This window comes from Roseibium aestuarii (assembly GCF_008477545.1).
Lineage (GTDB): Bacteria > Pseudomonadota > Alphaproteobacteria > Rhizobiales > Stappiaceae > Roseibium > Roseibium aestuarii.
Genome location: NZ_VORA01000002.1, coordinates 347,878 through 361,786 on the forward strand (window position 1 = coordinate 347,878; position 13,909 = coordinate 361,786).

The 13,909-nt window shown below is 65.3% G+C and carries 16 protein-coding genes and 1 tRNA gene; 7 read left to right on the forward strand and 10 right to left on the reverse strand.

Annotated elements, in window-relative coordinates; genetic code table 11:
• Positions 1–70 precede the first annotated feature (70 nt).
• From pgi to FR728_RS10185, 5 genes are all read left to right on the forward strand, one after another.
• Positions 71–1,783, forward strand: coding sequence for a glucose-6-phosphate isomerase (gene pgi, locus FR728_RS10165; RefSeq protein ID WP_377176042.1), 1,713 nt, complete (start codon positions 71–73; stop codon positions 1,781–1,783).
• A 232-nt stretch (positions 1,784–2,015) separates the two neighbouring features.
• Positions 2,016–2,285, forward strand: a complete 270-nt coding sequence (locus tag FR728_RS10170) for a glycine zipper domain-containing protein (RefSeq protein ID WP_149892569.1) — start codon at positions 2,016–2,018, stop codon at positions 2,283–2,285.
• 71 nt (positions 2,286–2,356) lie between these two features.
• Positions 2,357–2,626 (forward strand): glycine zipper domain-containing protein, encoded by a 270-nt coding sequence (locus FR728_RS10175; RefSeq protein ID WP_149892570.1) that lies wholly within the window; start codon positions 2,357–2,359, stop codon positions 2,624–2,626.
• A gap of 72 nt (positions 2,627–2,698) precedes the next feature.
• Positions 2,699–2,986: a hypothetical protein gene (locus FR728_RS10180; protein WP_188318864.1), complete on the forward strand. Its 288-nt coding sequence runs from the start codon at positions 2,699–2,701 to the stop codon at positions 2,984–2,986.
• Between the two features lie 109 nt (positions 2,987–3,095).
• Complete coding sequence (locus FR728_RS10185) at positions 3,096–3,968, forward strand: SMP-30/gluconolactonase/LRE family protein (protein ID WP_149892571.1); 873 nt, start codon at positions 3,096–3,098, stop codon at positions 3,966–3,968.
• A 119-nt stretch (positions 3,969–4,087) separates the two neighbouring features.
• Here FR728_RS10185 and trhO read toward each other — a convergent pair whose 3' ends face one another.
• The 10 genes from trhO to FR728_RS10235 form a co-directional block, all read right to left on the reverse strand.
• A complete protein-coding gene (gene trhO / locus FR728_RS10190; protein WP_149892572.1) occupies positions 4,088–4,867 on the reverse strand; it encodes an oxygen-dependent tRNA uridine(34) hydroxylase TrhO in 780 nt (259 codons plus the stop codon).
• A gap of 210 nt (positions 4,868–5,077) precedes the next feature.
• A complete protein-coding gene (locus FR728_RS10195; protein ID WP_149892573.1) occupies positions 5,078–5,440 on the reverse strand; it encodes a RebB family R body protein in 363 nt (120 codons plus the stop codon).
• 419 nt (positions 5,441–5,859) lie between these two features.
• Entirely contained in the window at positions 5,860–6,162 is a 303-nt protein-coding gene (locus FR728_RS10200) for a RebB family R body protein (RefSeq protein ID WP_377176039.1), read from the reverse strand.
• 276 nt (positions 6,163–6,438) lie between these two features.
• Entirely contained in the window at positions 6,439–7,182 is a 744-nt protein-coding gene (locus FR728_RS10205) for a hypothetical protein (RefSeq protein WP_149892575.1), read from the reverse strand.
• Positions 7,172–8,038 (reverse strand): hypothetical protein, encoded by an 867-nt coding sequence (locus FR728_RS10210; RefSeq protein ID WP_188318865.1) that lies wholly within the window; start codon positions 8,036–8,038, stop codon positions 7,172–7,174. The genes FR728_RS10205 and FR728_RS10210 overlap by 11 nt, the downstream gene beginning before the upstream one ends.
• Complete coding sequence (locus FR728_RS10215; protein ID WP_149892577.1) at positions 8,035–8,232, reverse strand: hypothetical protein; 198 nt, start codon at positions 8,230–8,232, stop codon at positions 8,035–8,037. The genes FR728_RS10210 and FR728_RS10215 overlap by 4 nt, the downstream gene beginning before the upstream one ends.
• An 11-nt stretch (positions 8,233–8,243) precedes the next feature.
• A complete protein-coding gene (locus tag FR728_RS10220) occupies positions 8,244–8,600 on the reverse strand; it encodes a hypothetical protein (protein WP_149892578.1) in 357 nt (118 codons plus the stop codon).
• 380 nt (positions 8,601–8,980) lie between these two features.
• The gene (locus FR728_RS10225) at positions 8,981–9,211 is read right to left on the reverse strand and encodes a RebB family R body protein (protein ID WP_149892579.1); all 231 of its coding nucleotides are present in this window, start codon (positions 9,209–9,211) and stop codon (positions 8,981–8,983) included.
• A 132-nt stretch (positions 9,212–9,343) separates the two neighbouring features.
• Positions 9,344–9,886 carry an RNA polymerase sigma factor gene (locus tag FR728_RS10230; RefSeq protein WP_208998762.1) on the reverse strand — a complete coding sequence of 181 codons (543 nt, stop codon included), beginning with the start codon at positions 9,884–9,886 and terminating at the stop codon, positions 9,344–9,346.
• Between the two features lie 653 nt (positions 9,887–10,539).
• Positions 10,540–10,615 (reverse strand) — tRNA-Lys (locus FR728_RS10235).
• A gap of 789 nt (positions 10,616–11,404) precedes the next feature.
• Between FR728_RS10235 and FR728_RS10240 the strand changes: the two genes are divergently transcribed.
• Both FR728_RS10240 and ilvN read left to right on the forward strand, forming a co-directional pair.
• Positions 11,405–13,180 carry an acetolactate synthase 3 large subunit gene (locus FR728_RS10240; protein ID WP_149892581.1) on the forward strand — a complete coding sequence of 592 codons (1,776 nt, stop codon included), beginning with the start codon at positions 11,405–11,407 and terminating at the stop codon, positions 13,178–13,180.
• A 15-nt stretch (positions 13,181–13,195) separates the two neighbouring features.
• Positions 13,196–13,771 carry an acetolactate synthase small subunit gene (ilvN, locus tag FR728_RS10245; protein ID WP_149892582.1) on the forward strand — a complete coding sequence of 192 codons (576 nt, stop codon included), beginning with the start codon at positions 13,196–13,198 and terminating at the stop codon, positions 13,769–13,771.
• Positions 13,772–13,909: the final 138 nt, after the last annotated feature.

The window sequence follows — 13,909 nt, forward strand, 5'->3', positions numbered from 1 at the left end:
GGCGAGAGGCGGGAAAACCGGCTATCCCACTGGAAAATTCGGGCTTTTCTCATCCCCTGCCCCTAGGGATATTTGTCGGGTTGTGCTAAGGAGAAAGCCATCTTCAAAGGCCTCCGCCCGGAGGTTTTCGTCCATCCTGTCAGGAGAAAAGCAGATGGCCCGCCTCGCAACCTTCGGCGCTCTCAAGACCCATGCCCAAGCCCTCGGGAGCACCACGCTGCGCGCGCTTTTTGCCGCCGACGACAGCCGCTTCGACCGCTTCAGCGCCCGGGCCGATGATCTGCTGCTGGACTATTCCAAGACCCTTCTCGATGACACCGCCCTCGATCTGCTGCTGAAGCTGGCCGAAGAGGCCGGTGTGACCGCCCGCCGCGACGCCATGTTCGCCGGCGAGAAGATCAACAGCACCGAGGACCGCGCGGTGCTGCACACTGCCTTGCGCAACCGCTCCGGCGAACCGGTGATGGTTGATGGCGAAGACGTCATGCCCGACGTGCTCTCCGTCCTCGACGCCATGGCGGATTTCGCGGACGGCATCCGCTCAGGCGACATTGCCGCCCATGACGGCCAGCCTTTCACCGATGTGGTGAACATCGGCATCGGCGGTTCCGATCTCGGACCTGCAATGGTGACCCTGGCCCTCAGCCCCTGGCACGACGGTCCGGCCCTGCACTATGTCTCCAACGTGGACGGCGCTCATATCGCCGATACCCTGGACGCGCTCGATCCGGCAACCACCCTGGTGATCGTGGCCTCCAAGACCTTCACCACCATCGAGACGATGACCAACGCCCTGACGGCCCGCAAGTGGATCGCGGACACCCTTGGCGAAGAGGCGGTCGGCGCGCATTTCGCGGCCGTTTCCACCGCCCTCGACAAGGTCGCGGCCTTCGGCATCGAGGAAGACCGGGTCTTCGGCTTCTGGGACTGGGTGGGTGGCCGCTATTCGGTCTGGTCCGCCATCGGCCTGCCGGTGATGATCGCCGTGGGGCCCGACGCCTTCGCCGAATTCCTCGAAGGTGCCCATGCCATGGACCGCCACTTCGCGGACACCCCGCTGAAGGACAATCTGCCCGTGCTCATGGCACTGGTTGGCGTCTGGAACCGCGACTGCATGGGCCATTCCGCCCGCGCCGTCCTGCCCTATGACCAGCGCCTGTCCCGTCTGCCGGCCTATCTCCAGCAGCTCGACATGGAATCGAACGGCAAGCGGGTGCAGCTCGACGGCACCCCCGTCGATGAAGACACCGGTCCTCTCGTCTGGGGGGAACCGGGCACCAACGGCCAGCACGCCTTCTACCAGCTGCTGCATCAGGGCACGACGGTGATCCCTTGCGAGTTCATCGTCGCCGTCCGCGGACAGGAAGACGACCTCGCTCATCATCACGAGCTGCTGGTCTCCAACTGCCTCGCCCAGTCCGAAGCGCTCATGATGGGCCGGACGCTTGAAGAAGCCACCGCCCAGCTGGCCGCCCGCGGCCTGAGCGCCGACGAGGTTGCACGCCTGGCCCCCCACAAGGTCTTCCCCGGCAACCGTCCCTCGATCACCCTTGTGCATGACCAGCTGACGCCCTTCGCCCTCGGCCGCCTGATTGCCCTTTACGAGCACCGGGTCTTCGTCGAAGGCGTGATCTGGGGCATCAACTCCTTCGACCAGTGGGGCGTGGAACTGGGCAAGGAACTGGCGCTGGCGCTTCAGCCCATGATCCAGGGCAAGGTCTCGGCGGAATCCAAGGATTCCTCCACCCGCGGCCTGCTGAAGGCCCTGCGGCCGCAAGGCTGACGCAAGCGCACCAACGCCGTCAGTCGACATGCGAGGGGGCTGCAGATGCGGCCCCTTTTCTTTTCGAGGCAACCCTTTCCGGTCTGAAACGTTACCCCGACGAAGCATCGACCCCTCAGGGCCGCGAGGCGATCAATCCCCCGGATTTCGACCCGGAGGAGCACACGGTCACCGTTCCGCCTGATTTGTCGGTCTGTCTCAGATCCGTAAGAGAGGAAGGGAGTTTCCCACCATGAAGAAGACCCTGTTCGTCGGCGCTGCCGCCATGATGCTCGCTGCCTGCCAGTCCGGCAGCCAGGGAGACCGTGCCCTTGTCGGTGCCGGCCTGGGCGGTGCAACCGGTGCAGTCGTCGGTGCGGCGGCTACCGGAACGGCGGGCGGCGCTCTTGTCGGCGGCGCGATCGGCGCAGCCGGTGGTGCGATCGTCGGTTCCGCAACGACCCCGCAGAACTGTGTCGCCTATGACAGCGCAGGCAACCCGTATCGCGTGGCCTGCCCGTAAGCGATTGCAAATGTGCCGATTGCGACCCATTATGGATGGAAATTCCCCAAGGGTATCGGAGTGATCCTGAAATGAAGAAACTACTCGTGATCGGCGCCACGGCCATGCTGCTGGCAGGGTGCCAGTCTGACAGCCAGGGCGACCGCGCTCTGGTCGGTGCAGGCCTGGGTGCCGCAACCGGTGCCGTGGTCGGCGCCGCAGCCGGCAACGGCGCAGGTCCGGCCCTTGCGGGTGCGGCCATCGGCGCGGCAGGCGGAGCCATCATCGGGTCCGCAACCGCACCGAAGAACTGCGTCGCCTATGACCAGTACGGCCGCCCCTACCGGGTCGTCTGCCCCTAATATTCACAATCCCGACAAGGGGCGTGAACGGTTGTAGACTCAGGTGATTCGTTCTTTGCTGAAGGCAAGACCATGAAGACCCTGATCACCGCGACCATTCTCGCCCCTTGTCTCGTTTTCGGCCTCACCGGCTGCGTGTCCAACACGGACAGCCAGCGTGACCGCATGCTGATCGGCGCCGGAATGGGCGCCGCCACGGGTGCGGTCATCGGCGGCGTGGCGGGCTCGACCGCCGGCGCAGCCGTCGCAGGCGCAGCCCTTGGCGCGCTCGGCGGCGGGATCATCGGCGTCGTCACGACCCCGCGCAACTGCATTGCCCGCGATCAGGATGGCACGCCCTACAAGGTCCGCTGCCCGTAATCCGCAGGACGGCAGGCCCAGCCCCGCGCAGGTCTTCGCGAAACCCGGTCGACGTTCCCCGGGTCAGAGGCTATAGTCCGCACGTTTTGAGCCACCACCGGAGCACCAGGTGACCTTTCAGATTTCGCGTCTCCTCGAGACGTCCTACAGGCTCGGCGAATGTCCCACCTGGGACGAGCGCACCAACCGCCTGCTGTGGACCGACATCCAGGGCCGCACCATCCAGTCCATGGACTGGACCACCCGCCAGATCGATACCTACAGTTTCGACAATGAGGTCGGCTCCTTCGGCCTGACTGACGACGGCCGTCTGGTCGTGGCCGTCTGGGACCGGATCATTCTCTTCGATCCGGCCACCGGCTCCCAGTCCGTGCTCGCCGAGATCGAGACCGATCTGCCCCAGACCCGCCTGAACGACGGCAAGGTTGGCCCCGACGGCGCCTTCTGGGTCGGCACCATGGACACCTCCAGCCCGCGCGAACCGATTGCCAGCCTCTACCGGGTCGATGGCCGCGGCGACGTGGCCCATATCCGTGAGGATCTGCGGGTCTCCAACGGCCTTGCCTGGTCGCCGGACGGCACCTGGATGTATCACGCCGATTCCGGCCCGGGCTGGGTGGAGGCCTATTCCTTCGACCCCGCGACCGGCGGCCTCGGCTCCAAGATGCTCTATGTCCAGCAAACCGACGAGACCGGCCGCCCGGACGGCGCCACTGTCGACAGCGACGGCAACTACTGGAGCGCTGGCGTCTCTGCCGGCGTGCTGAACTGCTTCGGCCCCGATGGCGAGCTTCTCCATGCGATCCGCCTGCCGGTTCCCAAGCCCACCATGCCCTGCTTCTGCGGCCCCGAGCTGGATCAGCTCGTGGTGACCAGTCTGAAGCCCGGCGGCGAGGAACCGGGCAGCCTCTCCGGCTCGCTCTTCCTGGTGGAAGGCCACGGCCGCAAAGGCCTGCCGACCCACCGCTTCAAGGTGGCCTGATCCCCTGTCCAGTCACGAAAAAGGCGCCGGAAACCCCGGCGCCTTTTTTCATATCCCTTGCATTGCCCTCAGCCGCCCCGAGTATTTTCGGGCACGCCGTCAGCGAGAGCCTTGAGAGCTCAGTCGTAATCCGTGTCCGTGTTCAGCACGTGGCGCGCCTCTTCCGGGACCCATTCCCCCCAGCGCGGCTGCAGCTGGTGATCGACGGAGACCCGGTCGTCGAAGACGAAGCATTCGCCCTTCCACAGGCTCTCGTCTTCCGGCACCTTTTCCAGATAGTTCAGGATGCCGCCTTCCAGGTGGTAGACCTCCTCGAACCCTTCCTTGAGCATGAGGCCCGTGGCCTTCTCGCAGCGGATGCCACCGGTGCAGAACATGGCGACCTTCGGCTTCTTCTGCAGCGCCTCCGCCTTGCGCACCCATTCGGGGAACTCGCGGAAGGCCTGGGTTTCCGGGTTCAACGCCCGCTCGAAGGTGCCGAAGGCGAATTCATAGTCGTTGCGGGTGTCGATCACCACCACGTTCGGATCGGAAATGAGCGCATTCCAGTCCTCCGGCTTCACATAGGTGCCAACGATCTCGTTCGGGTCGATCCCGTCCACCGCCAGACGCACGATCTCCTGCTTGAGACGCACCTTCATGCGCTTGAAGACCGGCCGGTCCGCCCAGGCTTCCTTGTGCTCGAGGCCTGCCAGCCGCGGGTCGGCTTCCAGATGCGCAAGCACTTCCCGCAGCCCCTCTTCCGGACCGCAGATCGTGCCGTTGATGCCCTCGCGCGCCAGCAGCAGGCTGCCGCGCACGTCCCGCGCCTCGCAGAAGGCCTTCAGCGGATCCCGCATGGCTTCGAAATCTTCGAGGGTGGCGAACTTGTAGAGAGCGGCAATCAGGGTCTTTGTCATGGGTCCGGTCAGGGATCTGTTCAGGCGTCGCGGGCAGCACCCGGCGCGCAGGAAAACGGGAAGATGGCGGGCGCACGCGGCCGTGCACCCCCTTTGCGCCCGCTTATACTGCCCGAGACCCGCCCACGGAAGCCCGCAAATCTTCGCAAGGCCTTTCCGCAAGCCCGTCGGTCGCGCGAGGGGGCACGCCCCCTCGTCCCGGAACGGACCCTACCCCAGCGAGTTCAGGAGCTTCACCAGATCGGCAAGATCCGCCCTGGCCGTCTCGATGGTCCCCGAGCCGCCGACCTTTCCCGCGCCATAAAGCCGCATGATGCCGCCCAGCACCGCCAGATCCGCGCTGGCATTGGCGATCCTCGCCCGCTGGGTCGCGTTGGCCATGTTGATCGCCTGGGACTGGGCCGCCGCCGCATAGAGCCCGGCCAGTGCCATGGCAGGTGATAACCCGAGCACATTCAGATCCAGCGCGTCGGTGCTGGTCGTTGCCGCCGCCGGAGTTGGGGTCGACGATTGACCGGACGGCGCCCCGCCGGCCGGAGCGGCAGCCCCCGCAAGGGTGGAAGACATGGGCATGAGACCCTCCTTTTTCCGCCGTCCCGCGCTGCGGGCACGGCAAGACCTGGGAAAGCCTGCCTGTCAAAGGGATGGAAACGCTGACTGCGCTTCTCGTGCTTGTCTGGGATCAGGATCGACCCTCGAGGCTTAACGAAACCTTGCCCGGGGAAGCGAAAAGCAGCGGAGGGAGGACCGGAACGCGAAGCCATAGGGATCTCTTCCCTGAAAGGGCGGGAAGGAGGTGGCTCAGCCATCATGAGGGAGGAAAATGAGAGAACCGGGGGAAAATAATCCGCCGGGATCTGCGCCCGGCGCATGGCAACTCCGCCAGTCCGGCATCGAACGGGCGGAGGCCGGAGGCTCTGGGTGTCCGGGGCGCTCCCGGGGATCTGGGAGCGCCCGGCACGCCGGGTATCTCGCGCCGGGGGCGCGAGAGGTCAGCGACCGCCCTGGAAGGCGTTGAGCACCGTGAGCAGGCCGGTCAGGTTGTCGGCCACGCCGGTCTGCGCCACCTTTTCGCTCGCACCGGCAACCGCGGTGGTGTCGAGGCTGTAGATCTGCATCACGCCCATGTTGGTCGCAGCCTGAGCCAGGGTGTTCTGCTGCTGGGCAGCGGAGACAGCATTCTCGAACAGGATGCCCGTGGAATGAGCCATGGCCTGATAGAGGGTGCTGATGGCCATGGCCGGGGCTTCGCCCACGACCTTGACGTTGGACTGGGTGACGGCGTCGGTGACCATCGGATTCACAAGGGTTTCAGCCATAGTAACGCTCTCCTGGAAAGATTGGCCGGGACACTGCACCGGCAGGGAACATCTCAAGGACGCAACCGCCCTGCCCGCTGTGACGGAAAATCCGACGCCTCCTCCCGAAATCTTTGTCGCAAGCGCCTGCGGGAGCAGCGACGCAGAAAAACCGGCCGCGCAACGCGCAGACCGGTTTTCCTGAGGCGCTCACGGGCCTCGGCCGGGCGTCCCGGCGCAGAAAACGCACCAAGGCAGGAACGCAGGAAGGCCTCACCCCTTGCGGCTGGCCGATCCTCCGCCGCGCGACGGGCCGCCACCCGGCGACTGCCCCTTCTGCAGCTGTTCGATCACCTGGCGCATGTCCTTCGTCTTCTCCTCGACCGCCGCACTCACCATCGCCTGCAGCCGTTGCGTCAGCTCGCCCACCTGGTGCTGGGCCTTCTGCTCCGCCGCCTTCAGCAGCCCGAGCGCCCCGGTCATGGTCTGGTCCTGCCCGAGGGGCGATGTTGGAGCTGCTGCCCCCACCGGCCCCAGTCGGGACAAGACGCCGACCAGATCTGCCTTGCCCTGACGCAGCATGTCCGCCAGATCCTGCGGATTGTCGAGCAACGCCTGAACGGCCCCCTGCTGGGCCTCCATGGCCTGCGCCATCTGCTCGGTCGTGTCGCGAAAGCTCTCCAGAAGCGAGGTGATCTTGGCCGCGGCTTGCGTGGCCGCGTCATCCGCCTGATCCTTGTGCTTCTGGATTTCGCCTCCGACCTCCAGCAGCAGGGGAAGCCTCCCCGCAACGGCCTGATAGTCCTCCCGAAGGCGACTTGTCAGGGTGACGGCCGAGACCAGATCCTGCACCCGGCTGCGCGCATTGCCCGCCGCTGGCTTTCCAGACTTGCCCGGCCCCTGAGGCGCCACCACGGGAGCGTCCTGTGCCGGCGCCGCTGCACCACCGGCCCAAACGGCCTGCGACGGCACCTGACCGGAGGCGCCCCAGCCACCGACGCGCGGGTCAGCGCTCACCGCGCCCCTCCCGGCATCCGCAACGCCCGCTGCGACAGGTGCAGCGTTCGCCGCGCCCGCCGCCCCGTTCCCCGCCACCCCGTTCGCCGCGTCCGGATTCGCCGGCCTCTCGCCCATTCTCGCAACCCACGTCATCGGACATCTCCCTAATTTCAACGTTGATCGCCTCGACGAAGACCTCCGGTCCCCCCTTTCGGTCCCCCGGATCACGACGCTCCGGTATCGGCGCCTGATACGCGGGGCGAACGGGTGCCTGCTCGCGCGGATCCGCCCGGCTTGACCGGGGGGACGGCGCTTCCGGGGTTGCCGTCCAGCGGGGAGCCTCGGGCGAGGACATTGGGGCCGGCGCCACCGGAGGCGGCGTCATCGGGGGTGGGGCCATTCCCGGTCCCGCCGCAGGCGGCCAGGGTATGCCGACGCCCGGCACCTGGGGTCCGCCCCCATGGGATCCGCCCCCGTGGGATCCGCCGCAGCAGGGACAGCAGTCACCAAAGCCGTGGAAGCCCCCACCGCAGCCGCAGGGCGACGACGCCGGCGGCATGGGAGGCGGCGCGGAAAGCTCTGCCATCCCCGCCCCGCGCCCGCTGTCGCGCGGTCCACCACGCGCCCCCGGGGCGGATCCGGCCGACGCCCTCAGCGCCGCCCCGTGATCGAGCCGCTGCTTCAGGGTCGCCGCCGTCCGCTCCGCCTGGGACAGGGTGCCCCAGGTCCAGGCCAGATAGGAGAGGACCTTCGGATAAAGGCAAAAGAGGCTCACGTCGTCGGTCCGATGCGGCCGATCCGTAAGAGCCTCCTGCCAGTCCCCCAGATAGCCGAGGAGGGTCTCCTCCAGCTCCTTGTTCACCTGTTCCATCATGCGCTCCTGTCCGGCGGGGACTGGTCCTCGTCATCCCCGGATATGGTGCCTGTGCGCGCCGGCCGGGTCTCTCCCAGAACCCGGCGCAGCATGCGGAAGATCCGCAATCTCTGTGTGACGGTGAGGGCCTCGACGGCCTCCGCGAGGGGAACGTCACGGTCCGCCGGAACGCCCGGAGATCTGTCCCTGGTCATGGCCCTGCCCCCTAGCTGCCCAGATCCCCGATGACGGTGCTGTTGGCCGTGCCGGCCGCCGCCGCCACGTTGCCGTAGACCGTCACGGATTCGGTCACCATCTTCTGGATGTTCTGCATCAGCTCGGTGATCGTGGGCTCGTTCTTCGGCCCCTCCGCCGCCAGCTTGATCGCCACCGCCTGCCCGGCCACCGCAATCTGCATGATCGCGTTCATGTATTGCGCCGCATCCTGCACAGCGAGACCGGTGGTGGTCTCCACCATCATTTCCGGGCCAAGACGCACCATCTGCGGCACGGCCGTGCTGTTCTGGGCGTTGGAGAATTGCACCGCCTGGGTGATCTGGCTGTTGAGCGCGGAGGTGTCCACCGGCTGAGCGGGCGCGGCGGCAGTCTTTCGCGCAGGGGCCGGAGCGGGAGCCGAAGCAGGCGCCGCAGCCCCCGCGAAGACCTCAGGGCTCTCAGGCTCGGCTGCGGCCAGACGCGGATCTGCCCACCGATCGGCACGCGGGCGCGGCGGAACGCTGGCGGCCTGGGTTCGGTAGCCTGAGGCGGCAGGACGGCCGCTCGGGCGCTGGGACGCACCGGCTTCTGCTCCTTGAACCGGCGCGTCTCCGGCCTGTCTGCCGGCCTGTCTGCCAGGCTGTCCGGAACTCCGCACCGGTCCTTCCGGACGGGGCTCCTGCCGCCACAACCATCCCATCAGTCCCATGGTTCACGCTCCCGCACAGGGGGTTCAGCCCCGATCCGTCACTGGCTCTCGCCGATATTCATGATCAGTTGCACTGCCTTGGAGACCACCGCCGTGGTGATCTGGTTCATCGCCTGCTGCGAATGCACCGCGTTCTGGATCGACAGACCCGAGGCATGGCTGGCCACCTGATAGAGGCTGGCCATGGCCTGGGCCGGCGCTTCTGCGACCACCTTGACGTTGGTCTGGGTGACCGCATCGGTGATCTGGGCATTGACTTGATCGACCATCTGACTTTCCGCCTGGGTTATGCGCCGGGACGGGCCCGATCGGGTTGGAAAGGCTCCGGAGGAACCGGCCTTGCGGCGGCTGCCGAAGCGCCCTCCGGTCCGAGACCCGGAGCGCCTGTTGATAGGGACGCCTCAGCCGAGGGACTGTGAGGAGACCGGACCGGGTTCAGAGCCGAAATCCAGATCCTCGCCCAGGGCCGCACGCAATTTTTCCCGCAGATGCTGGATGCGCTTGCGCGCCAGCGTTTCGGTAATCTCCAGCTGGCGCGCTATGTCGCGATAGCTGCATTCATCGAGGAACCGGAGCGAGAAGACCGCCCTCAGCTCCTCCGGCAGGGCATCGACCACGGAAAGAACCCGGCGCAGCGCGTCCTGGTGGCGCAGGCAGTTCTCCTGATCCGGCGCCGCCTCCGCCAGCCCGTAATACTCGTCCTGATGCACATCCCCCTGCATGTCCCGCAAGGAGCGCTCCGGCACCTGCCGCCGGATGCGGCTGATATGTTCGTTGCGCATGGCGAACAGCAGGAAGGCCCGCGGCTCGAGCACATCGGTGCCATGGCGCTCCACATGGGTCACGGCCTTGATCAGGGTCGAAGACAGGAGGTCATCCGCCTCGTCCCGGTTGCCTCTGGTGAGGCGCAGGGCACGCCGTCGCAAGACGATCGCGTCCTTCATCCAGCTTTTCCAGAGACCATGCGCAGCAGTGAAGTGAATATCTCTTGCCAAAACTTCGTTGTTCATGACCCCACATGTCCCCTGTGGTGAGTTTTGATAAATACAACGACGCTAGGAGTTAATTCTTGTGAATAAATTCCAGAGAAAAACTTTTAAGACTATTTTGAGCGAAACGCATGAGCCTTCACCCCGCGAGCACCCAAGACGTCCGGATGATCACACACCCGCAAACGCAATCTATGCGAGCGCAACCCATATTGCAACCATAGCGAGCTTAAAATGACGCCGCCAACCTCCGCCCCTCTCCCAGAGGAGCCTCATGAAATGCAGCCAGGGATAATGCGAGAGGCGAGCCTGGCCCGGCGCCGGAGACGAGCTCAACTGGCAGCGGATCATTTCCGGACGCAGGTCGCAGGGAATCGTGACCGGAAGCGGCGCGACCATGACCGCGCGCAACGTCCCAAGAACACTGTGTCCGCGGAAATCCTGGCGCGCGAAACGACGAGCCGCGAGAGAGCCTGAGAGACGGAGGAGAATGGAAAAATCGAGAGAAGCTCAGATCAGCAGAGAATGCAGGCGGAAGCGCCTCGCTCAGGACGACACTCGCCTTCGGCGTGTCGTCTTCATTCCGTGACTGAGAGAAGAAGAAGAAGTGGTGGGTGCACGGGGATTCGAACCCAGGACCGGCTGATTAAGAGTCAGCTGCTCTACCAACTGAGCTATACACCCACAGATCTGACATTTTCCAGATCTCAACCACCCGGCTGGGTGGCGATCGATCGCGCCGCAGCCCGTCGATGAGCGGTGTATATAAGCACCCTTTCCGGGGCGCAATCCCTTCCTCGATTTTTTTCCGAAGAACCCCGCCAACCCCTGTGGGAAACCATTCGGAAAATCATGCAAGCACCTGAAATTATTGACTTATAATTCATTCAGCAAATTTCGCCGGAACATATCCACAAGCCTGGACGCTCAAGGGCGCCCAGGGGCTGCGGGTAATTTTCAGAAACCCAATGACCGAAATGCGTAATTTTCAAAAAAATCCCCCTTGACCCGTTTCGCCCCCCTGACTACGGTGCCCCCACTTCGCTCCCAGCCGGTTGCGCTCCATCAAGCGCAGGGGCGGGAGCGATCAACCCTTGACGGGGAGGCAGTTTCGGCCGCAAGGTCGGAACGCTGTTTCACGCAGGTCCGGATCACCATCCGCGCCCTGCTGGCCAGCCCCGGATGGATTATCCCTGCAAGGGCGGATTGTCCCTGCAAGGGGCAGCAAGACCGAGAAGACCGACATGATGACGAGCATCATTCTAGTAGTAGGAAAGCGCGCCGCCGGAACGGAGTGATCCGTTCGGAACAGGCTGGCGCGCACGCAAGGTCCCGACGGGGCCTTTTTTATTGCGCGCCCGCCCCTCCGGAGGCACCGGCCCCGCCGGGCAGACCGACCAACTCGAACCATAACGTGACGGCAAGCCCGACAGGGCGGACAAGCCAACGAGCCAAGATTTAAGGAACGCGACAATGACACGGGAGATGACCGGCGCCGAAATGGTGATCCAGGCGCTGAAGGACCAGGGTGTTGAAACGATCTTCGGCTATCCGGGCGGCGCTGTGCTCCCGATCTATGACGAGATCATTCAGCAGGAAGGTCTCGAGCACATTCTCGTGCGCCATGAACAGGGCGCCGGCCATGCGGCCGAAGGCTATGCCCGCGCCACCGGCAAGCCGGGCGTCGTGCTCGTCACCTCCGGCCCCGGCGCGACCAACATGGTCACGGCGCTGACCGACGCCCTGCTGGACAGCATCCCGCTCGTCTGCATCACCGGTCAGGTTCCGACCCATCTGATCGGCTCGGACGCCTTCCAGGAATGCGACACGGTCGGCATCACCCGTCCCTGCACCAAGCACAACTGGCTGGTCCGCGACGTGGACGACCTGCCGCGCATCCTGCATGAGGCCTTCTATGTCGCCACCTCCGGCCGTCCGGGCCCGGTCGTCGTCGACATTCCGAAGGACGTGCAGTTTGCCAAGGGCACCTATCAGGGTCCGACCAGCAACCCGTCGGTCAGCCACAAGAGCTACCGCCCCCAGCTGAAGGGCGACGCCCAGGCGATCCGCATCGCGGCCGAGCTGATGGCCAAGGCGAAGAAGCCGATCCTCTACACCGGTGGCGGCGTCATCAACTCCGGCCCCCAGGCCTCCCAGCTGCTGCGCGAGCTCGTCTCCCTCACCAATTTCCCCATCACCTCCACCCTGATGGGTCTGGGCGCCTATCCCGCGTCGGGCGCCAACTGGCTCGGCATGCTCGGCATGCACGGCACCTACGAAGCCAACATGGCGATGCATGATTGCGACGTGATGGTCTGCGTCGGCGCCCGCTTCGACGACCGCATCACCGGCCGCATCGATGCCTTCGCGCCCAACGCCACGAAGATCCACATCGACATCGATCCGTCCTCGATCAACAAGAACGTCAAGGTCGACCTGCCGATCATCGGCGACGTGGGCCATGTGCTGGAAGATCTGGTCCGCATCTGGCGCACCTCCTCCCTCAAGGCCGATGCCACGGCCATGAAGGCCTGGTGGGAGCAGATCAACGCCTGGCGGGCCCGCAACTGCCTGGCCTATGCGCCCAATGCCGATATCATCATGCCGCAATATGCCCTGCAGCGGCTCTATGAGAAGACCAAGGACCGCAAGACCTACATTTCCACGGAAGTCGGCCAGCACCAGATGTGGGCCGCCCAGTTCTATGGCTTCGAGGAACCCAACCGCTGGCTCACCTCCGGTGGCCTTGGCACCATGGGCTATGGCCTGCCGGCCATCATTGGCGCCCAGGTCGCCCACCGCGATGCGCTGTGCATCGACATTGCCGGCGATGCCTCGATCCTGATGAACATCCAGGAAATGTCGACCGCCGTGCAGTTCGGCCTGCCGGTCAAGGTCTTCATCCTCAACAACCAGTACATGGGCATGGTGCGCCAGTGGCAGCAGCTGCTCCACGGCAACCGCCTGTCCCATTCCTACACCGAGAGCCTGCCCGACTTCGTCAAGCTGGCCGAGGCCTATGGCGGCGTCGGCTTCCGCGTCGACAAGCCCCAGGACCTGGACGGCGCCATCGACGAGATGATCGCCATCGACCGGCCGGTCATCTTCGACTGCCGCGTTGCCAATCTCGCCAACTGCTTCCCAATGATCCCCTCGGGCAAGGCTCACAACGAGATGCTGCTGCCGGACGAAGCCAATGACGAGGCGGTCGCCAACGCCATCGGCGCTGCCGGCAAGGCTCTGGTCTGAGGGGAAGGAACGATCATGAACGCACAGAACAACACCAGCGCTCTTTCCGCCTATTTCCTGGCCGAGGTGAGCGACAAGACCGAGACCCACACCCTGTCGGTGCTGGTCGACAACGAACCCGGCGTGCTGGCCCGGGTGATCGGCCTCTTCTCGGGCCGCGGCTACAACATCGACAGCCTGACCGTGTCGGAGACCGAACACGAGAAGCACCTGTCGCGCATCACCATCGTCACCACGGGCACGCCCATGGTGATCGAGCAGATCCGCCATCAGCTTGACCGTCTGGTCCCCGTGCACAAGGTCACCGATCTGACCGTGGAATCCCAGCGCAACAACCAGGACAAGCCGCTGGAGCGGGAACTCGCCCTGGTCAAGGTGGTCGGCTCCGGCGACAAGCGCCTGGAGGCCCTGCGCCTCTCCGACGCCTTCCGCGCCACGGTCATCGACGCGACGACAGAGCATTTCGTCTTCGAGATCACCGGCCGGTCCTCCAAGATCGAGCAGTTCATCTCGATCATGAAGCCGCTCGGTCTCGTGGAAGTCTCCCGCACCGGCGTCGCCGCCGTCCAGCGTGGCCCGGAAGGCCTGTAAGGGCCCCGCCCTCCCGGACCTGATCCGCTCCGGGCCTTGCCCCAGGGCAAGGCTCGTGAGGCAAAAACCAAGCCCCGCCGTGAACGCTCACGGCGGGGCTTGTTCTGCAGGCCAAGCGTGGTTTGCAGCCCGGTCGGC

Coding starts and splice junctions, on each gene's coding strand:
- FR728_RS10170 (WP_149892569.1), top strand. CDS start 2,016: ATGAAGAAGACCCTGTTCGTCGGCGCTGCCGCCATGATGCTCGCTGCC.
- FR728_RS10175 (WP_149892570.1), top strand. CDS start 2,357: ATGAAGAAACTACTCGTGATCGGCGCCACGGCCATGCTGCTGGCAGGG.
- FR728_RS10180 (WP_188318864.1), top strand. CDS start 2,699: ATGAAGACCCTGATCACCGCGACCATTCTCGCCCCTTGTCTCGTTTTC.
- trhO (WP_149892572.1), bottom strand. CDS start 4,867: ATGACAAAGACCCTGATTGCCGCTCTCTACAAGTTCGCCACCCTCGAA.
- FR728_RS10195 (WP_149892573.1), bottom strand. CDS start 5,440: ATGCCCATGTCTTCCACCCTTGCGGGGGCTGCCGCTCCGGCCGGCGGG.
- FR728_RS10200 (WP_377176039.1), bottom strand. CDS start 6,162: ATGGTCACCGACGCCGTCACCCAGTCCAACGTCAAGGTCGTGGGCGAA.
- FR728_RS10210 (WP_188318865.1), bottom strand. CDS start 8,038: ATGATGGAACAGGTGAACAAGGAGCTGGAGGAGACCCTCCTCGGCTAT.
- FR728_RS10215 (WP_149892577.1), bottom strand. CDS start 8,232: ATGACCAGGGACAGATCTCCGGGCGTTCCGGCGGACCGTGACGTTCCC.
- FR728_RS10225 (WP_149892579.1), bottom strand. CDS start 9,211: ATGGTCGATCAAGTCAATGCCCAGATCACCGATGCGGTCACCCAGACC.
- FR728_RS10230 (WP_208998762.1), bottom strand. CDS start 9,886: ATGAAGGACGCGATCGTCTTGCGACGGCGTGCCCTGCGCCTCACCAGA.
- FR728_RS10240 (WP_149892581.1), top strand. CDS start 11,405: ATGACACGGGAGATGACCGGCGCCGAAATGGTGATCCAGGCGCTGAAG.
- ilvN (WP_149892582.1), top strand. CDS start 13,196: ATGAACGCACAGAACAACACCAGCGCTCTTTCCGCCTATTTCCTGGCC.